Source organism: Scandinavium lactucae (assembly GCF_033843265.1).
Taxonomy (GTDB): domain Bacteria; phylum Pseudomonadota; class Gammaproteobacteria; order Enterobacterales; family Enterobacteriaceae; genus Scandinavium; species Scandinavium lactucae.
The window spans coordinates 1-17,985 of record NZ_JAWXRD010000008.1 but is presented as its reverse complement, the minus strand read 5'-3'; the positions used below and the strand labels follow the sequence as shown (position 1 = coordinate 17,985).

At 50.9% G+C, this 17,985-nt stretch carries 28 protein-coding genes and 1 pseudogene; 23 read left to right on the top strand and 6 right to left on the bottom strand.

The genetic code is table 11. From position 1 onward, the window contains the following. Nucleotides 1-2: 2 nt before the first annotated feature. From rpsN to SIK69_RS07210, 17 genes and pseudogenes are all read left to right on the top strand, one after another. The gene (gene rpsN, locus SIK69_RS07290) at nt 3-308 is read left to right on the top strand and encodes a 30S ribosomal protein S14 (RefSeq protein ID WP_074780832.1); all 306 of its coding nucleotides are present in this window, start codon (nt 3-5) and stop codon (nt 306-308) included. A gap of 33 nt (nt 309-341) precedes the next feature. After that, nucleotides 342-734, top strand: a complete 393-nt coding sequence (gene rpsH, locus SIK69_RS07285; protein WP_042396027.1) for a 30S ribosomal protein S8 — start codon at nt 342-344, stop codon at nt 732-734. A gap of 12 nt (nt 735-746) precedes the next feature. Continuing rightward, nucleotides 747-1,280 (top strand): 50S ribosomal protein L6, encoded by a 534-nt coding sequence (gene rplF / locus SIK69_RS07280; RefSeq protein ID WP_319629233.1) that lies wholly within the window; start codon nt 747-749, stop codon nt 1,278-1,280. 9 nt (nt 1,281-1,289) lie between these two features. Continuing rightward, complete coding sequence (gene rplR, locus SIK69_RS07275; protein WP_006817270.1) at nt 1,290-1,643, top strand: 50S ribosomal protein L18; 354 nt, start codon at nt 1,290-1,292, stop codon at nt 1,641-1,643. Between the two features lie 14 nt (nt 1,644-1,657). Then, nucleotides 1,658-2,158 (top strand): 30S ribosomal protein S5, encoded by a 501-nt coding sequence (rpsE, locus tag SIK69_RS07270; protein ID WP_002438697.1) that lies wholly within the window; start codon nt 1,658-1,660, stop codon nt 2,156-2,158. A 6-nt stretch (nt 2,159-2,164) separates the two neighbouring features. Further along, a complete protein-coding gene (gene rpmD, locus SIK69_RS07265; protein ID WP_319629232.1) occupies nt 2,165-2,344 on the top strand; it encodes a 50S ribosomal protein L30 in 180 nt (59 codons plus the stop codon). Between the two features lie 3 nt (nt 2,345-2,347). Further along, the gene (gene rplO / locus SIK69_RS07260) at nt 2,348-2,782 is read left to right on the top strand and encodes a 50S ribosomal protein L15 (protein ID WP_319629231.1); all 435 of its coding nucleotides are present in this window, start codon (nt 2,348-2,350) and stop codon (nt 2,780-2,782) included. 7 nt (nt 2,783-2,789) lie between these two features. Then, nucleotides 2,790-4,121 carry a preprotein translocase subunit SecY gene (gene secY, locus SIK69_RS07255; protein ID WP_319629230.1) on the top strand — a complete coding sequence of 444 codons (1,332 nt, stop codon included), beginning with the start codon at nt 2,790-2,792 and terminating at the stop codon, nt 4,119-4,121. Nucleotides 4,122-4,151: 30 nt separating this feature from the next. After that, nucleotides 4,152-4,268: a 50S ribosomal protein L36 gene (gene rpmJ / locus SIK69_RS07250; RefSeq protein WP_000868187.1), complete on the top strand. Its 117-nt coding sequence runs from the start codon at nt 4,152-4,154 to the stop codon at nt 4,266-4,268. Nucleotides 4,269-4,415: 147 nt separating this feature from the next. Continuing rightward, nucleotides 4,416-4,772 (top strand): 30S ribosomal protein S13, encoded by a 357-nt coding sequence (gene rpsM, locus SIK69_RS07245; RefSeq protein WP_097165006.1) that lies wholly within the window; start codon nt 4,416-4,418, stop codon nt 4,770-4,772. Nucleotides 4,773-4,788: 16 nt separating this feature from the next. Next, nucleotides 4,789-5,178 (top strand): 30S ribosomal protein S11, encoded by a 390-nt coding sequence (gene rpsK, locus SIK69_RS07240; protein ID WP_043081126.1) that lies wholly within the window; start codon nt 4,789-4,791, stop codon nt 5,176-5,178. A 33-nt stretch (nt 5,179-5,211) separates the two neighbouring features. After that, nucleotides 5,212-5,832, top strand: coding sequence for a 30S ribosomal protein S4 (rpsD, locus tag SIK69_RS07235; protein ID WP_097165007.1), 621 nt, complete (start codon nt 5,212-5,214; stop codon nt 5,830-5,832). Between the two features lie 25 nt (nt 5,833-5,857). After that, nucleotides 5,858-6,847, top strand: a complete 990-nt coding sequence (locus SIK69_RS07230; protein WP_002209013.1) for a DNA-directed RNA polymerase subunit alpha — start codon at nt 5,858-5,860, stop codon at nt 6,845-6,847. 40 nt (nt 6,848-6,887) lie between these two features. Beyond that, the gene (rplQ, locus tag SIK69_RS07225; RefSeq protein WP_001216372.1) at nt 6,888-7,274 is read left to right on the top strand and encodes a 50S ribosomal protein L17; all 387 of its coding nucleotides are present in this window, start codon (nt 6,888-6,890) and stop codon (nt 7,272-7,274) included. A gap of 105 nt (nt 7,275-7,379) precedes the next feature. Next, nucleotides 7,380-7,751 (top strand): annotated as a pseudogene (locus SIK69_RS07220) (DnaJ family domain-containing protein). After that, nucleotides 7,751-8,176 carry a Zn(2+)-responsive transcriptional regulator gene (gene zntR / locus SIK69_RS07215; protein ID WP_319785757.1) on the top strand — a complete coding sequence of 142 codons (426 nt, stop codon included), beginning with the start codon at nt 7,751-7,753 and terminating at the stop codon, nt 8,174-8,176. The pseudogene SIK69_RS07220 and the gene zntR overlap by 1 nt, the downstream one beginning before the upstream one ends. A 57-nt stretch (nt 8,177-8,233) precedes the next feature. Then, nucleotides 8,234-8,449, top strand: a complete 216-nt coding sequence (locus tag SIK69_RS07210; protein ID WP_319629227.1) for an alternative ribosome-rescue factor A — start codon at nt 8,234-8,236, stop codon at nt 8,447-8,449. Here the strand turns inward: SIK69_RS07210 and mscL are convergent, their stop codons facing one another. The 5 genes from mscL to def all read right to left on the bottom strand — a co-directional run bounded on the left by mscL (nt 8,450) and on the right by def (nt 13,216). Continuing rightward, nucleotides 8,450-8,860: a large-conductance mechanosensitive channel protein MscL gene (gene mscL / locus SIK69_RS07205; protein WP_319629226.1), complete on the bottom strand. Its 411-nt coding sequence runs from the start codon at nt 8,858-8,860 to the stop codon at nt 8,450-8,452. Between the two features lie 145 nt (nt 8,861-9,005). After that, nucleotides 9,006-10,382 carry a Trk system potassium transporter TrkA gene (trkA, locus tag SIK69_RS07200; RefSeq protein ID WP_319629225.1) on the bottom strand — a complete coding sequence of 459 codons (1,377 nt, stop codon included), beginning with the start codon at nt 10,380-10,382 and terminating at the stop codon, nt 9,006-9,008. A 21-nt stretch (nt 10,383-10,403) separates the two neighbouring features. Beyond that, entirely contained in the window at nt 10,404-11,693 is a 1,290-nt protein-coding gene (gene rsmB / locus SIK69_RS07195) for a 16S rRNA (cytosine(967)-C(5))-methyltransferase RsmB (RefSeq protein ID WP_319785755.1), read from the bottom strand. Between the two features lie 51 nt (nt 11,694-11,744). Continuing rightward, on the bottom strand, nt 11,745-12,692 hold the full coding sequence (fmt, locus tag SIK69_RS07190; RefSeq protein ID WP_319785753.1) for a methionyl-tRNA formyltransferase: 948 nt from the start codon (nt 12,690-12,692) through the stop codon (nt 11,745-11,747). A 14-nt stretch (nt 12,693-12,706) separates the two neighbouring features. Next, a complete protein-coding gene (gene def / locus SIK69_RS07185) occupies nt 12,707-13,216 on the bottom strand; it encodes a peptide deformylase (protein WP_319785751.1) in 510 nt (169 codons plus the stop codon). A gap of 129 nt (nt 13,217-13,345) precedes the next feature. On the opposite strand from def, the gene dprA reads away from it, so the two are divergent. The 6 genes from dprA to SIK69_RS07155 are packed head-to-tail and all read left to right on the top strand — an operon-like array spanning nt 13,346 to nt 17,139. Beyond that, nucleotides 13,346-14,470, top strand: coding sequence for a DNA-protecting protein DprA (gene dprA / locus SIK69_RS07180; protein ID WP_319785749.1), 1,125 nt, complete (start codon nt 13,346-13,348; stop codon nt 14,468-14,470). Continuing rightward, a complete protein-coding gene (gene smg, locus SIK69_RS07175; protein WP_319629220.1) occupies nt 14,442-14,915 on the top strand; it encodes a DUF494 family protein Smg in 474 nt (157 codons plus the stop codon). The genes dprA and smg overlap by 29 nt, the downstream gene beginning before the upstream one ends. A 27-nt stretch (nt 14,916-14,942) precedes the next feature. Then, nucleotides 14,943-15,500: a DNA topoisomerase family protein gene (locus SIK69_RS07170; RefSeq protein ID WP_319629219.1), complete on the top strand. Its 558-nt coding sequence runs from the start codon at nt 14,943-14,945 to the stop codon at nt 15,498-15,500. Beyond that, nucleotides 15,490-16,062, top strand: a complete 573-nt coding sequence (tsaC, locus tag SIK69_RS07165; protein WP_319785747.1) for an L-threonylcarbamoyladenylate synthase type 1 TsaC — start codon at nt 15,490-15,492, stop codon at nt 16,060-16,062. The genes SIK69_RS07170 and tsaC overlap by 11 nt, the downstream gene beginning before the upstream one ends. Before the next feature lie 4 nt (nt 16,063-16,066). Beyond that, on the top strand, nt 16,067-16,885 hold the full coding sequence (aroE, locus tag SIK69_RS07160; protein WP_319629218.1) for a shikimate dehydrogenase: 819 nt from the start codon (nt 16,067-16,069) through the stop codon (nt 16,883-16,885). Beyond that, entirely contained in the window at nt 16,882-17,139 is a 258-nt protein-coding gene (locus tag SIK69_RS07155; protein WP_319785745.1) for a DUF1488 family protein, read from the top strand. The genes aroE and SIK69_RS07155 overlap by 4 nt, the downstream gene beginning before the upstream one ends. Here the strand turns inward: SIK69_RS07155 and SIK69_RS07150 are convergent. Beyond that, entirely contained in the window at nt 17,115-17,669 is a 555-nt protein-coding gene (locus SIK69_RS07150) for a gamma carbonic anhydrase family protein (protein ID WP_319629216.1), read from the bottom strand. The genes SIK69_RS07155 and SIK69_RS07150 overlap by 25 nt on opposite strands. Between the last annotated feature and the right edge of the window lie 316 nt (nt 17,670-17,985).

Here is a 17,985-nt window from a genome sequence, read left to right as displayed (position 1 = left end):
TAATGGCTAAGCAATCAATGAAAGCTCGCGAAGTTAAACGCGTAGCTTTAGCTGAAAAATACTTCGCGAAACGCGCTGAACTGAAAGCGATCATCTCTGATGTAAACGCTTCTGACGAAGATCGTTGGAACGCAGTTCTCAAGCTGCAAAGTCTGCCGCGTGATTCCAGCCCGTCCCGTCAGCGTAACCGCTGCCGCCAGACTGGTCGTCCACATGGTTATGTGGGCAAGTTCGGGTTGAGCCGTATCAAGCTTCGTGAAGCCGCAATGCGCGGTGAAGTACCTGGCTTGAAAAAGGCTAGCTGGTAATTGTCACCAATTGAATCACGGGAGTAAAGACAGATGAGCATGCAAGATCCGATCGCGGATATGCTGACCCGTATCCGTAACGGTCAGGCCGCGAACAAAGCTGCGGTCACCATGCCTTCCTCCAAGCTGAAAGTGGCAATTGCCAACGTGCTGAAGGAAGAAGGTTTTATTGAAGAATTTAAAGTTGAAGGCGACACCAAGCCGGAACTGGAAGTGACTCTTAAGTACTTCCAGGGTAAAGCTGTTGTAGAAAGCATTCAGCGTGTCAGCCGCCCAGGTCTGCGCATCTATAAGAAAAAAGATGAGCTGCCGAAAGTTATGGCGGGTCTGGGTATCGCAGTTGTTTCTACCTCTAAAGGTGTTATGACTGATCGTGCAGCGCGCCAAGCTGGTCTTGGTGGCGAAATTATCTGCTACGTAGCCTAATCGGAGGAAAAAATGTCTCGTGTTGCTAAAGCACCGGTCGTTGTTCCTGCCGGCGTTGATGTAAAAATCAACGGTCAGGTTATTACGATCAAAGGTAAAAACGGCGAGCTGACTCGTACTCTCAACGATGCTGTTGAAGTTAAACAAGCTGATAATGCACTGACCTTCGGTCCACGTGATGGTTTCGTGGATGGTTGGGCACAGGCTGGTACCGCGCGTGCCCTGCTGAACTCAATGGTTATCGGTGTTACCGAAGGCTTCACTAAGAAGCTGCAGCTGGTTGGTGTAGGTTATCGTGCAGCGGTTAAAGGGAATGTAGTAAACCTGTCTTTAGGTTTCTCTCACCCAGTTGACCATCAGCTGCCAGCAGGTATTACTGCAGAATGTCCGACTCAAACTGAAATCGTGCTGAAAGGCGCTGATAAGCAGGTGATCGGTCAGGTTGCAGCAGATCTGCGCGCCTACCGTCGTCCTGAGCCATATAAAGGCAAGGGTGTTCGTTACGCCGACGAAGTCGTGCGTACCAAAGAGGCTAAGAAGAAGTAAGGTAACACTATGGATAAGAAATCTGCTCGTATCCGTCGTGCGACCCGCGCACGCCGCAAGCTCCAAGAGCTGGGCGCAACTCGCCTGGTGGTACATCGTACCCCGCGTCATATTTACGCACAGGTAATTGCACCGAACGGTTCTGAAGTTCTGGTAGCTGCTTCTACTGTAGAAAAAGCTATCTCTGAACAACTGAAGTACACCGGTAACAAAGACGCTGCAGCAGCTGTGGGTAAAGCTGTCGCTGAACGCGCTCTGGAAAAAGGGATCAAAGATGTTTCCTTTGACCGTTCCGGGTTCCAATATCATGGTCGTGTCCAGGCACTGGCAGATGCTGCCCGTGAAGCTGGCCTTCAGTTCTAAGGTAGAGGTGTAAGATGGCTCACATCGAAAAACAAGCTGGCGAACTGCAGGAAAAGCTGATCGCGGTTAACCGCGTATCTAAAACCGTTAAAGGTGGTCGTATTTTCTCCTTCACAGCTCTGACTGTGGTAGGTGATGGTAACGGTCGCGTTGGTTTTGGTTACGGTAAAGCGCGTGAAGTTCCAGCAGCGATCCAGAAAGCGATGGAAAAAGCCCGTCGCAACATGATTAACGTCGCGCTGAACCACGGCACCCTGCAACACCCTGTTAAAGGTGTTCACACGGGTTCTCGTGTCTTCATGCAGCCGGCTTCTGAAGGTACCGGTATCATCGCCGGTGGTGCAATGCGCGCCGTCCTGGAAGTCGCTGGAGTTCATAACGTTCTGGCTAAAGCGTATGGTTCCACCAACCCGATTAACGTGGTTCGTGCAACTATCGATGGCCTGGAAAATATGAATTCTCCAGAAATGGTCGCTGCCAAGCGTGGTAAATCCGTTGAAGAAATTCTGGGGTAATTGACCATGGCAAAGACTATTAAAATTACACAAACCCGCAGTTCAATCGGACGTCTGCCGAAGCATAAAGCGACTCTGAATGGCCTGGGTCTGCGTCGCATTGGCCACACCGTTGAGCGTGAAGACACGCCTGCTGTACGCGGTATGGTTAACGCGATTTCCTACATGCTTAAAGTGGAGGAGTAAGAGATGCGTTTAAATACTCTGTCTCCGGCCGAAGGGTCTAAACACGCTTCTAAGCGTCTGGGTCGTGGTATCGGTTCTGGCCTCGGCAAAACCGGTGGTCGTGGTCACAAAGGTCAGAACTCTCGTTCTGGCGGTGGCGTACGTCGCGGTTTCGAGGGTGGTCAGATGCCTCTGTACCGTCGTCTGCCGAAGTTCGGTTTCACTTCACGTAAAGCAATGATCACAGCCGAAGTTCGTCTGTCCGATCTGGCTAAAGTAGAAGGCGACGTAGTTGACCTGAACACGCTGAAAGCGGCTAACATTATCGGCATCCAGATTGAATTCGCGAAAGTGATTCTGGCTGGTGAAGTAACTCGTCCGGTAACTGTTAACGGCCTGCGCGTGTCTAAAGGCGCTCGTGCTGCTATCGAAGCTGCTGGCGGTAAAATTGAGGAATAAGTAGCAGATGGCTAAGCAACCGGGATTAGATTTTCAAAGTGCCAAAGGTGGGTTCGGCGAACTGAAACGCAGACTTTTGTTTGTGATCGGTGCGTTGATTGTGTTCCGAATTGGCTCTTTTATTCCGATCCCTGGTATCGATGCCGCTGTACTTGCCAAACTGCTTGAGCAACAGCGAGGCACCATCATTGAAATGTTTAACATGTTCTCTGGTGGTGCTCTCAGCCGTGCTTCTATCTTTGCTTTAGGTATCATGCCGTACATTTCGGCATCGATCATTATCCAGCTGCTGACGGTGGTTCACCCGACGCTCGCAGAGATTAAGAAGGAAGGGGAATCTGGACGTCGTAAGATTAGCCAGTACACCCGCTACGGCACTCTGGTGCTGGCAATATTTCAGGCGACCGGTATTGCTACCGGTCTGCCGAATATGCCTGGTATGCAAGGCCTGGTAATTAACCCTGGCTTTGCATTCTATTTCACCGCTGTTGTAAGTCTGGTCACAGGAACGATGTTCCTGATGTGGCTCGGTGAACAGATTACTGAACGTGGTATCGGTAACGGTATCTCGATCATTATCTTCGCCGGTATCGTTGCGGGTCTCCCGCCGGCCATCGCCCATACTATCGAGCAAGCGCGTCAAGGCGACCTGCACTTCCTCCTGTTGCTGTTGGTTGCAGTATTAGTATTTGCCGTGACCTTCTTTGTTGTGTTTGTTGAACGTGGTCAACGCCGCATTGTGGTAAACTACGCGAAACGCCAGCAAGGTCGTCGTGTCTATGCTGCACAGAGCACACATTTGCCGCTGAAAGTGAATATGGCGGGGGTAATCCCAGCAATCTTTGCTTCCAGTATTATTCTGTTCCCAGCGACCATCGCGTCATGGTTCGGGGGCGGTACTGGTTGGAACTGGCTGACAACAATTTCGCTGTATTTGCAGCCTGGGCAACCGCTTTATGTGTTACTCTATGCGTCTGCAATCATCTTCTTCTGTTTCTTCTACACAGCGTTGGTTTTCAACCCACGCGAAACAGCAGATAACCTGAAGAAGTCCGGTGCATTCGTGCCAGGAATTCGTCCGGGAGAACAAACGGCGAAGTATATCGATAAAGTAATGACACGCCTGACTCTGATTGGTGCGTTGTACATCACTTTTATCTGCCTGATCCCGGAGTTCATGCGTGATGCAATGAAAGTGCCGTTCTACTTCGGTGGGACCTCGCTGCTTATTGTTGTCGTCGTGATTATGGACTTTATGGCTCAAGTGCAAACTCTGATGATGTCTAGTCAGTATGAGTCTGCATTGAAGAAGGCGAACCTGAAAGGCTACGGCCGTTAATGGTCGCCTGAGAAGTTACGGAGAGTAAAAATGAAAGTTCGTGCTTCCGTCAAGAAATTATGCCGTAACTGCAAAATCGTTAAGCGTGATGGTGTCATCCGTGTGATTTGCAGTGCCGAGCCGAAGCATAAACAGCGCCAAGGCTGATTATTTCGCATATTTTTCTTGCAAAGTTGGGTTGAGCTGGCTAGATTAGCCAGCCAATCTTTTTGTATGTCTGTGCGTATCCATTTGAGTATCCTGAAAACGGGCTTTTCGGCATGGTGCGTACATATTAAATAGTAGGAGTGCATAGTGGCCCGTATAGCAGGCATTAACATTCCTGATCAGAAACACGCCGTGATCGCATTAACTTCGATCTTCGGTGTCGGCAAAACTCGTTCCAAAGCCATTTTGGCTGCGGCGGGCATTGCTGAAGATGTTAAGATCAGTGAGCTGTCTGAAGAACAAATCGACACGCTGCGTGACGAAGTTGCCAAATTTGTCGTTGAAGGTGATCTGCGCCGTGAAATCAGCATGAGCATCAAGCGCCTGATGGATCTTGGTTGCTATCGCGGTTTGCGTCATCGTCGTGGTCTGCCAGTGCGCGGTCAGCGTACGAAGACCAACGCACGTACCCGTAAGGGTCCGCGCAAACCGATCAAGAAATAATCGGGGTGATTGAATAATGGCAAAGGCACCAGTTCGTGCACGTAAGCGTGTAAGAAAACAAGTCTCTGATGGCGTGGCTCATATCCATGCTTCTTTTAACAACACCATCGTTACCATCAGCGATCGCCAAGGTAACGCACTGGGTTGGGCAACAGCCGGTGGTTCCGGTTTCCGTGGTTCACGCAAATCCACTCCGTTTGCAGCTCAGGTTGCAGCAGAGCGTTGCGCTGAAGCCGTAAAAGATTACGGTATCAAGAATCTGGAAGTTATGGTTAAAGGTCCGGGTCCAGGTCGCGAATCTACCATTCGTGCTCTGAACGCCGCTGGTTTCCGCATCACTAATATTACTGATGTGACTCCGATCCCTCATAACGGTTGTCGTCCGCCGAAGAAACGTCGCGTATAACGCTGCGTTTTCCAGGTTAGTTGGAGAAAGAAAATGGCAAGATATTTGGGTCCTAAGCTCAAGCTGAGCCGTCGTGAGGGCACCGACTTATTCCTTAAGTCTGGCGTTCGCGCGATCGATACCAAGTGTAAAATTGAACAAGCTCCTGGCCAGCACGGTGCGCGTAAACCGCGTCTGTCTGACTATGGTGTGCAGTTGCGTGAAAAGCAAAAAGTTCGCCGTATCTACGGTGTGCTGGAGCGTCAGTTCCGTAACTACTACAAAGAAGCAGCACGTCTGAAAGGCAACACCGGTGAAAACCTGTTGGCTCTGCTGGAAGGTCGTCTGGACAACGTTGTATACCGTATGGGCTTCGGCGCTACTCGTGCTGAATCACGTCAGCTGGTTAGCCATAAAGCTATCATGGTAAACGGTCGTGTTGTTAACATCGCTTCTTATCAGGTTAAAGCGAATGACGTTGTCAGCGTTCGTGAGAAAGCGAAAAAGCAATCTCGCGTGAAAGCCGCTCTTGAGCTGGCTGAGCAGCGTGAAAAGCCAACCTGGCTGGAAGTTGATGCTGGCAAGATGGAAGGCACGTTCAAGCGTCAGCCTGAGCGTTCTGATCTGTCTGCGGACATTAACGAACACCTGATCGTCGAGCTTTACTCCAAGTAAAGCTTAGTACCAAAGAGAGGACACAATGCAGGGTTCTGTGACAGAGTTTCTAAAACCGCGCCTGGTCGATATCGAGCAAGTGAGTTCGACGCACGCCAAGGTGACCCTTGAGCCTTTAGAGCGTGGCTTCGGCCATACTTTGGGTAACGCACTGCGCCGTATTCTGCTCTCATCGATGCCGGGTTGCGCGGTGACCGAGGTTGAGATTGATGGTGTACTTCATGAGTACAGCACCAAAGAAGGCGTTCAGGAAGATATCCTTGAAATCCTGCTCAACCTGAAAGGGCTGGCGGTGAGAGTTCAGGGGAAAGATGAAGTTATTCTTACCCTGAATAAATCTGGCATTGGCCCTGTGACTGCAGCCGACATTACCCACGACGGTGATGTCGAAATCGTCAAGCCGCAGCATGTGATCTGCCACCTGACCGATGAGAACGCATCTATCAATATGCGTATCAAAGTTCAGCGCGGTCGCGGTTATGTGCCGGCTTCTGCCCGAATTCATTCGGAAGAAGATGAGCGCCCAATCGGCCGTCTGCTGGTCGACGCCTGCTACAGCCCTGTAGAGCGTATTGCCTACAATGTTGAAGCAGCGCGCGTAGAGCAGCGTACCGACCTGGACAAGCTGGTCATCGAAATGGAAACCAATGGCACAATCGATCCTGAAGAGGCGATTCGTCGTGCGGCAACCATCCTGGCAGAACAACTTGAAGCTTTCGTTGACTTACGTGATGTACGTCAGCCGGAAGTGAAAGAAGAGAAACCAGAATTCGATCCGATCCTGCTGCGCCCTGTTGACGATCTGGAATTGACTGTCCGCTCTGCTAACTGCCTTAAGGCAGAAGCTATCCACTATATCGGTGATCTGGTACAGCGTACCGAGGTTGAGTTGCTGAAAACGCCGAACCTGGGTAAAAAATCTCTTACCGAGATTAAAGACGTGCTGGCTTCTCGTGGTCTGTCTCTGGGCATGCGCCTGGAAAACTGGCCGCCGGCAAGCATTGCTGACGAGTAACCGGATCACAGGTTAAGGTTTTACTGAGAAGGATAAGGTCATGCGCCATCGTAAGAGTGGTCGTCAACTGAACCGCAACAGCAGCCATCGCCAGGCTATGTTCCGCAATATGGCAGGTTCACTGGTTCGTCATGAAATCATCAAGACGACCCTGCCTAAAGCGAAAGAGCTGCGTCGCGTAGTTGAGCCGCTGATTACTCTTGCCAAGACTGATAGCGTTGCTAATCGTCGTCTGGCATTCGCCCGTACTCGTGATAACGAGATCGTGGCAAAACTGTTTAACGAACTGGGCCCGCGTTTCGCGAGCCGTGCCGGTGGTTACACTCGTATTCTGAAGTGTGGCTTCCGTGCAGGCGACAACGCGCCGATGGCTTACATCGAGCTGGTTGATCGTTCAGAATCGAAAGCAGAAGCAGCTGCAGAGTAATCTGCAGTGATTTGAAAAAACCCGCTTCGGCGGGTTTTTTTATACCCTCCGTTCCACCGTTTCACTACAATAGCTGTATTCTTTTTGTTCACCTGGACGCGTACTATGTGGTTACTTGACCAGTGGGCTGAACGCCATATCCGTGATGCACAAAACAGAGGTGAATTCGATGCATTGCCTGGAAGCGGTGAACCGCTCATCCTTGACGATGATGTGCATGTCCCTCCTGAATTGCGTGCGGGTTACCGATTATTGAAAAATGCAGGCTGCCTTCCCCCGGAACTTGAACAGCGCAAAGAAGCTGTACAGTTGGCCGATCTATTGAAAGGCATTCGGGAAGACGATCCCCGATATGAAGAACTTCAGCGCCGTTTAACGCTCCTTTAGTTCAAATTGCGTCAAGCAGGCCTCAATACAGATTTTCTACGCGGCGAATATGCTGATAAGTTACTCAATAAAATGAATGAGGAATCATAATGTTCCGCATTGGCGAACTGGCTAAGCTTGCTGGGGTGACACCTGATACCATCCGCTATTACGAAAAGCAGCAGATGATGGACAATCCTGCAAGGACCGAAGGTGGGTTTAGGCTTTATACGGATAGCGACTTACAGCGTTTGCGCTTTATACGCCACGGCAGTCAGTTAGGCTTTACGCTTGAAGCGATCCGTGAGCTGTTGTCGATCCGTGTTGATCCCGAAAGCCACACCTGTCAGGAGTCGAAGAGCATCGTGCAGGCCCGTTTAAGTGAAGTGGAAGCCAGAATTTCACAATTGGAGACCATGAGAAAGTCTTTACAGCGTCTGAATGATGCCTGCTGCGGAACCGCGCACAGCAGCGTTTATTGCTCAATCCTCGAAGCGCTTGAGCAAGGTTCAGAAATAGAGAAAGCAGGATGTTGATTTCCTGAGCGACCGGGAATACACTCCCGCCGTCTTAAACACCAAACTGGAGAATTTATGAGCCGCTATCAGCACACCAAGGGGCAGATAAAGGACAACGCCATTGAGGCGCTACTACATGACCCGCTTTATCGTCAGCGCGTTGAGAAAAATAAGAAAGGAAAGGGGAGTTTTCAGCGTAAAGGAAAACACGGTAACAGAGGTAACTGGGAGGCCAGTGGCAAAAAAGTCATTCACTTTTTTACCACTGGCCTTCTGCTTTCTGTGGCGTGATTAAGAACGGGTATTTTGTTCTTTCAGCAGATCGCGAATTTCGGTCAGCAGTACTTCTTCTTTAGAGGGTGCAGGGGCTGCAGCTGGTTCTTCTTTTTTACTATTCAGTTTGTTGATCAGTTTGATTGCCATAAAGATAGCTAATGCCACGATCACGAAATCAAAAATATTCTGAATGAACAAACCATAATGCATGACTACGGCCGGAACATCGCCCTGCGCAGCGCGTAACGTTACTGCAAACTGCTTAAAGTCGATACCGCCAATCAATAAGCCCAGCGGCGGCATAATAATATCGGCAACCAATGACGATACAATTTTACCGAATGCCGCACCGATAATGACACCCACTGCCAAATCAACAACGTTTCCGCGCATCGCGAATTCGCGAAACTCTTTAATCATTCCCATTTTATTCTCCTTGTGCCAGCTGACGTTTATAAGTTTAACAAATGTTTAGTCGATTTCCATTAAAGAGCGGATATCAAATGGAATAAATAAACCTTAAATTATAAAGGGTTAATAAAAAAGGCGCTCGTTTGAGCGCCTGTGAAGATCAGAGGAAGAAGGGACTTGGCTGGAAAAGCCGTTCTACATCGGTGATAAACTTTTTATCGGTCAGGAACATAATTACATGATCGCCCTGTTCAATGCGTAAATTGTCATTGGCAATCAGCACCTCGTTACCGCGTACAACGGCTCCGATAATGGTCCCTGGTGGCAATTTAATATCATCGATGACGCGGCCAACGACGCGTGAGGTGCTTTCATCACCATGGGCAACGGCTTCAATGGCTTCTGCAACGCCGCGGCGTAAGGACGAAACACCGACAATATCGGCTTTACGCACATGGCTTAACAGCGCAGAAATGGTAGCCTGCTGCGGCGAGATCGCAATATCAATCACGCTACCCTGAACCAGGTCGACATAGGCGCGACGCTGGATCAGTACCATTACCTTTTTGGCACCCATACGTTTAGCGAGCATGGCCGACATGATGTTAGCTTCGTCGTCATTGGTGACTGCAATAAACAGATCGACCTGATCAATATGTTCTTCGGCCAGCAATTCTTGATCCGATGCATCGCCATAGAAAACGATTGTGTTCTGCAGTTTTTCCGCTAGTTCGGCAGCGCGCTGCTGATCGCGTTCGATCAGTTTGACGCTGTAATCTTTCTCAAGCTGACGGGCTAAGCCTGCGCCAATATTACCGCCGCCAACCAGCATAATGCGCTTGTAGGGTTTTTCCAGGCGCTGGAGTTCACTCATTACCGCACGGATATGCTGGGATGCTGCAATGAAGAACACTTCGTCCCCAGCCTCGACAATGGTTGAGCCCTGAGGGCGAATCGGTCTGTCATGACGGAAGATTGCTGCCACACGGGTGTCAATATGCGGCATATGTTCGCGCATGGTGGACAACGCGTTGCCGACCAGCGGGCCACCGTAATAGGCTTTCACTACCGCGAGGCTGACTTTTCCTTCTGCAAAGTTCACCACCTGCAATGCGCCCGGGTATTCAATCAGACGGTGAATACTGTCGATCACTAACTGTTCCGGGGCGATCAGGTGATCGATAGGCACGGCTTCAGAATGGAAAAGTTTATCCGCGTCCCGGACGTAATCTGGCGAACGAATACGGGCGATACGATTTGGCGTGTTAAATAATGAGTAGGCAACCTGACAGGCCACCATATTTGTTTCATCAGAACTGGTTACGGCGACCAGCATGTCGGCGTCGTCAGCACCCGCTTCACGTAAAACCCGCGGATGAGAGCCATGGCCTTGCACGACGCGTAGATCGAATTTATCCTGCAGGCTGCGCAAACGGTCGCCGTTAGTGTCTACCACGGTGATATCGTTGTTCTCGCCGACCAGGTTTTCTGCCAGCGTGCCACCAACCTGTCCGGCACCGAGTATGATAATTTTCATCAGTCGCGATCCGTTATTTCATCACTGTTTGATTAGCTTAGCGTAAAAGAAACCATCGCCTTCTTCTGCCGCTGGCAGATTCTGCACTCCAGGTTGTTCTGCATTACCCGTTTCGTGCAGCGCGGCGTCAGGGGTACGTTTCAGAAACGCGGAAATTTGCGCGCAGTTTTCTTCTGGCAGAATGGAGCAGGTCGCATATACCAGCGTGCCGCCGGGTTTGAGATGTGCCCAAGTCGCATCTAAAATTTCTGCCTGCAGCTGTGCCAGCTCAGCGATATCACGATCGCGGCGCAGCCATTTGATATCAGGATGGCGGCGAATCACGCCAGTTGCCGAACAAGGCGCATCAAGCAAGATCCGATCGAACTGCTGTTCACCGCACCACTGTGAAGGATAACGCCCGTCGCCCTGTTTCACTTTAGCTTTCATGCCAAGACGTTTGAGATTTTCGTACACCCGGGACAAACGTTGTTCGTCGATGTCAACGGCCAGCACGTTCGCTTCAGGGGCAACCTCCAGGATATGTGTTGTTTTACCGCCTGGAGCTGCGCATAAATCGAGGATCACTTCGCCGTTTTTCGGGTTCAAATAATTCATACAGCCCTGGGCAGAAGCATCCTGAACGGTTACCCAGCCCTCTTCAAAACCAGGCAATGTAAATACGGGAACCGGTGTTTCCAGTCGAACAGCATCAGGATAAGCTTCATGTGCGAAGCCTTTCATGCCTGCCTGCTCCAGTAATGCTAGCCACTCGTCGCGGGTATGGTGATTACGATTCACTCGTAGCCACATTGGCGGACGCTGATTGTTGGCCTCGAGCACTGACTGCCATTGTTTCGGATACGCTTTCTTAATGCGTTTTACCAACCAGGCCGGGTGCAGGAAACGGTTCTCTGTCGCGGCAAATTCTTCCAACAGAGACTCCTGATTACGTTGGAACTGGCGTAGCACCCCGTTAATCAGTCCTTTAAGCTGCGGACGTTTAATCGCTACCGCACCTTCAACCGTTTCAGCCAGGGCGGCATGAGGTGGAATACGGGTATGCAGCAGCTGATACAGGCCAACCATAATCAGGTAATGCACGGAGCGCTGTTTGCCGGTCATCGGCCGTGCCATGAGCTTGTTGATGAGCCAATCGAGTTGAGCCAGCGTGCGCAGCACACCGAAGCTTAATTCTTGTAATAGCGCTCTGTCTTTATCAGCGACTTTTTGCTGCATGACAGGCAGGACGTTACTTAACGACTGCCCCTGTTCAAGCACTTGCTCAATGGCCAGTGCGGCCAGACTGCGTAAATTTGTATTTTTTTTCATAAGCGTAAAAATGAAAAGGCCCGGCAGTACCGGGCTTGGAGTAAGAGTCCGTCAGTTGAGACGGTTACCGGGAATAAACCACTCCCGGCGCGAATTTAAAAGATCCTGCGCGCTCATGGCTTTTTTACCTGCCGGTTGCAGCGATTGCAGGTTCAGGAGGCCACTGCCGGTAGCTATCTGGATGCCATGCTTATTCGCATCCACTATAGTCCCTGGTGCTGCGTCAGTGTCAGTAGGAATAACGGATGCCTGCCATACTTTTACCGGCTGTCCGTCAATTTCCAGCCAGCTCATTGGCCATGGATTAAAGGCACGAATACAGCGTTCCAGCTGTTCAGCAGAAAGAGACCAATCGACACGTGCCTCTTCTTTACTGAGCTTCTCTGCGTGAGTTACCCGTGATTCGTCCTGAACTTCAGGTTTTGCAGTGCCAGTGGCCAGCTGCTTCAGCGTTTCAATCAGGCCTTGCGGCCCCAGTTCAGCCAGTTTGTTATACAGCGAGCCGCTGGTGTCCTCTGCGGTAATCGGGCACGAGAGTTTAAGCAGCATATCGCCAGTATCGAGCCCGACATCCATCTGCATGATGGTCACGCCAGTCTCGGCATCGCCCGCCCACAGCGAACGCTGGATGGGGGCCGCACCGCGCCAACGCGGCAGCAGTGAACCGTGTACGTTGATACAGCCCAGACGCGGCATATCCAGAACCGCTTTCGGTAAGATAAGACTATAGGCGACAACGACCATCACATCGGCGTTCAGTTCGGCAACGAGCTGCTGGTTTTCCTGCGGACGAAGTGACGCAGGCTGGAAAACCGGTAGACCTTTTTCTTCTGCCAGCACTTTTACCGGGCTTGGCATCAGCTTTTTACCACGGCCTGCGGGTCGATCGGGTTGGGTAAACACACCCACGACCTGATGCCCAGACGACAACAGCGCGTCAAGATGACGCGCTGCAAAGTCAGGAGTACCAGCGAAAATAATGCGAAGTGATTCTGACACGTTAATTCTTATCCTTAAGCACGCGCGTTCAGGCGGTCCAGTTTCTCAACTTTCTGACGAATGCGCTGTTGTTTCAACGGAGACAGATAGTCAATGAACAGTTTACCAACCAGGTGGTCCATCTCGTGCTGAATGCAGATTGCCAGCAGGCCATCGGCTGCTAATTCGAACGGTTTGCCGTTGCGATCTAGCGCGCGAATCTTTACGTTTTCAGCACGAGGCACTAGTGCTCGCTGCTCAGGGATTGACAGACAGCCTTCTTCAATACCGGTATCGCCGCTTTTTTCCAGCAGTTCCGGGTTAATCAGCACCAGCTGTTCTGTGCGCTCTTCAGAGACATCAATGACGATGATGCGCTGATGAATATCAACCTGAGTCGCAGCCAGACCAATACCTTCTTCGGCGTACATCGTCTCGAACATATCATCGACGATACGCTGAATTTCTGCATTCACTTCTTTAACCGGTTCTGCGACTTTGCGAAGACGCTCGTCCGGAATATGTAACACTTGCAAAACTGCCATAATTATCCAGAGTTGTGTTCAGGAGTTGGAAAGATTATTACCTCTATTCTAGACAAAACCCCTTCCGATTGACAGCATCAGTGACCAATCGCAAAGATTGCCAGGACTGCTTGTGGCAAGGGGATAAGGATGATACCCACAGAAATATGGATCCGCCTGATGGCGGTCAATGGGTTATATGGCGACACGATGAGTACGCTGGCAAAGCGGCTGATTAACGCCTGTTCTATTGATGCGGATGTGCTGCGTGAGAATGGTTTTTCTGCCCGGCACATTAAACACTTTTTCTCACTGTCGTCCGAGGCTCTGGATAAGACATTGAACTGGTCTGCTAACGTAAATCACACAATCCTCACGGCAGATAATCCAGAATACCCTCCTTCATTGCGGGCGATAGTTGACTACCCAGGTGTGTTGTTCGTCGTCGGGGATGTCAAACTTCTGGCGTCATCACAGATAGCCATCGTTGGTAGCCGTAATCACTCTTGGTACGGCGAACGCTGGGGGCGTATTTTCAGTGATGCTTTAGCCAGAAAAGGGATGACGATAACCAGCGGCATGGCGCTCGGTATTGATGGCGTGGCGCATCGCGCGGCGCTAGATGCGGAAGGAAAAACTATCGCGGTATTGGGTAATGGTCTTTTTCATACCTATCCGCGGCGGCATGCTTCCCTCGCACAACGCATCGTTGAAAGCGGCGGGACGCTGGTGAGTGAGTTCCCGCTGGCGCAGCCGCCCTGGCCCGCGAATTTTCCTCGACGCAACCGTATCATCAGTGGGTTAAGTCTGGGTGTCTTAGTGGTAGAAGCCGCATTGAAAAGTGGCTCCCTGGTGACAGCCCGAACAGCGCTGGAGCAGGGGAGAGAGGTGTATGCCGTTCCAGGTCCGTTGGGCAGTCCGGGTTCGGAGGGGCCGCACTGGCTGATTAAGCAGGGGGCAATACCCACCACCACGGTAGAGGATATTCTCGAAAATGTTCAATACGGGCAGCTATCGCTGCCAGATGAGGCTGAAAAATCAAATTATTCCCCGCATACGGACCTTGCGGCATTGCCATTTCCAGAGCTCCTGGCTAACGTAGGAGATGAGGTAACACCTGTTGACGTTGTCGCTGAACGTGCCGGCCAACCTGTGCCAGTGACGGTAGCCCAATTACTCGAACTGGAGTTAGCAGGATGGATCGCAGCTGTACCCGGCGGCTATGTCCGATTAAGGAGGGCATGCCATGTTCGACGTACTGATGTATTTGTTTGAGACTTACATCCATAACGAAGCAGAAATGCGTGTAGATCAGGACAAGCTGACGCGGGATCTTACCGACGCCGGTTTTGATCGCGAAGATATCTACAACGCCCTGCTGTGGTTGGAAAAGCTGGCTGACTATCAGGAAGGGCTCGCCGAGCCAATGCAGCTGACTTCAGATCCACTCTCTGTTCGTATTTATACTGCAGATGAGTGCCAACGGCTGGATGCCAGTTGCCGGGGATTCTTGTTATTCCTGGAGCAGATTCAGGTGCTAAACCTCGAAACGCGTGAAATGGTTATCGAACGCGTCATGGCGCTGGATGCCGCAGAGTTTGAGTTGGAAGATCTGAAATGGGTCATTCTGATGGTGCTGTTTAACATCCCGGGCTGTGAAAATGCCTATCAGCAGATGGAAGAATTACTCTTCGAAGTAAATGAAGGTATGCTGCACTAATTCAATTATGCAGTGACAAGAGTTGTTATGGCGAAATCAGCACTGTTTTCGGTGCCTAAAAACGAGCCCTGCCCACAATGCGGGGCCGAGTTAGTTATCCGAAGCGGTAAACATGGGCCGTTTCTGGGCTGTTCTCATTATCCGGAATGCGACTATGTGCGACCGCTAAAAAGCCAGGCGGACGGACATATCGTCAAAGTTCTGGAAGGGCAGTTGTGTCCTGTTTGTGGCGCGGAACTGGTCCTTCGTCAGGGGCGTTTTGGCATGTTTATCGGCTGCAGCCAGTATCCCGCCTGTGAACATACCGAACTTATCGACAAGCCTGACGATACAACCATTGCCTGTCCGCAGTGCCGCGAAGGGCATCTGGTCCAGCGTCGTTCACGTTATGGTAAAACCTTTCACTCCTGCGATCGGTACCCCGATTGCCAGTTCGCCTTGAACTATAAACCGGTTGTGGGCGAATGCCCTGAATGCCATTACCCACTGCTTATCGAAAAGAAAACGGCGCAGGGCGTTAAGCTCTTTTGCGCCAGTAAACAATGTGGAAAGCCAGTATCGGCGGATCAAATCAGTGAACAGTAACCTGCATCAAGCGCGTATTTCGAAAGCTATCGAAGCGCTCAATAATAAAGACGTCATCGCGTATCCTACCGAAGCTGTTTTTGGTGTCGGCTGTGATCCGGACAGTGAAACTGCCGTCATGCGGTTGTTGGAACTTAAGCAGCGCCCGATCGAGAAGGGCCTGATTCTTATAGCGGCTAACTTTGAGCAGCTCAAACCCTATATAGATGACACGATGTTGACCGATGCTCAGCGTGAAACAGTTTTCTCTCGGTGGCCTGGCCCAGTGACATTTGTCTTCCCGGCGAAGGCTTCAACCCCGCGATGGCTGACAGGCCGTTTCGATACGCTTGCCGTCCGGGTAACCGATCATCCGCTGGTGGTTGAATTGTGTCAGTCTTACGGAAAACCATTGGTCTCCACGAGCGCCAACCTGACCGGTCAAGAACCCTGCCGTACCGTTGATGAAGTGTTTGCTCAATTTGGTGAAGCTTTCCCGGTAGTCGAAGGGGAAACAGGCGGGCGTCTCAATCCGTCTGAAATTCGTGATGCCCTGACGGGCGAACTTTTCCGCCAGGGATAATTGCATGGAACAGTACGCCGTATTTGGTAACCCTATCGCACACAGTAAGTCGCCTTTTATTCATCTGCGATTCGCCCAACAGCTCAAGATCGAACATCCGTATGGCCGAGTACTTGCCCCGTTAGATGCTTTTAACGAGACACTGGATGCTTTTATTGCTGCAGGTGGTAAAGGCTGCAATGTGACGGTTCCCTTTAAAGAAGATGCTTTTGCGCGTGCGGACGAATTGACCGAGCGAGCGGCGCTGGCTGGGGCGGTTAATACCTTGAAACGTCTTGAGGATGGGCGACTTCTTGGGGATAACACCGACGGTATCGGCCTGCTAAGCGATCTTGAGCGACTGGCATTCATCAAACCCGGTTATCGTGTTCTATTGATTGGCGCAGGCGGTGCAGCGCGAGGTGTGTTGTTACCGCTGCTGTCGCTCGATTGCGCAGTGACGGTGACAAACAGGACCTTTTCCCGAGCTCAGGAACTGGCGACACTCTTTGCGCATACCGGCAGCATCACCGCGCTGCCAATGGAAGCCCTGGCGGGTGAAGCGTTCGATCTGATCATTAATGCCACGTCCAGCGGCATTAATGGAGAAATCCCGGCGATCCCTTCTTCACTGATCAATCTTAAAGTGCATTGCTACGATATGTTCTATCAGAAAGGAAGCACCGCTTTCCTGAACTGGTGTGAACAGCAGGGAGCCAAACAGCGCGCAGATGGGTTGGGTATGCTGGTGGCTCAGGCAGCGCATGCCGTATTGTTGTGGCACGGGGTTTTGCCTGACATTACGCCTGTGATTGATGCGCTGAAAGAGGAACTGACACTGTGAATCAGGCGATTCTCTTTCCTGACCGTGAAGGGTGGGATGATGCTCAGCAGTGCATTTGCTTCCCGGCTCTGGTGAATGGGTTCCAGGTGAACTGTGCCCTCTCGGCGGAATCATTGGCGCATCGTTTTGGTGGCGATGCGCCGTTGCAGTGGCTGGAAAGTTTTCGCCAGCATCGTTGGGATCTGGAAGATGAAGCGGAACAGGCCATCCGCGATCAACAGGAAGACAGTCAGGGTTGGGTATGGCTCTCCTGATCGAGATATTCATCCTTCCATTTCACATAATTGTTAGCGGAATATTTCAACCCTTCCCGTTCCGCTTCCTTTAATGGACGGATCTGTTTGACTGGGCTGCCGAGATACAGATAACCGCTTTCCAGACGCTTATTTTGCGGCACCAGACTTCCGGCACCAATCATCACATCATCTTCTACTACTACGCCGTCCAGCAAAATCGACCCCATGCCGACTAACACCCGATTGCCAATGGTGCAGCCGTGAAGCATTACTTTGTGGCCGACCGTGACATCCTCGCCAACGATGAGTGGATTGCCTTCCGGGTTATAAGAGGATTTATGCGTGACGTGAAGTACGCTGCCATCCTGAATATTCGTACGGGCACCGATAGCGACATAGTTAACATCACCACGGATCACGACCAGTGGCCAGATTCCCACGTCATTAGAAAGACGTACATCTCCGATTACGACGCTGGTGGAGTCGATCATAACGCGGGAGCCGAGAGTGGGTTGCGAGGTTTTGTAAGGACGAATGTTGGTGGGCATGTGGTTACCTCTTAGATAAAGGAGTCAGGTGAATTACCTCCATTATCAGCTTTCCACACGGCTTTCACATCTCAAAAAATAGGCAGATCGAACGGGATCGCAGCAAAAAGAATGAAAAACCAGCGGTCAGAAAAAAGATCGCAAAAAAGGGTTGTGCAAAAAAATGGGATCCCTATAATGCGCCTCCATCGACACGGCGGATGTGAATCACTTCACACAAACAGCCGGTTCGGTTGAAGAGAAAAAATCCTGAAATATGGGTTGACTCTGAAAGAGGAAAGCGTAATATACGCCACCTCGAGTTAGCAAGCGAAAG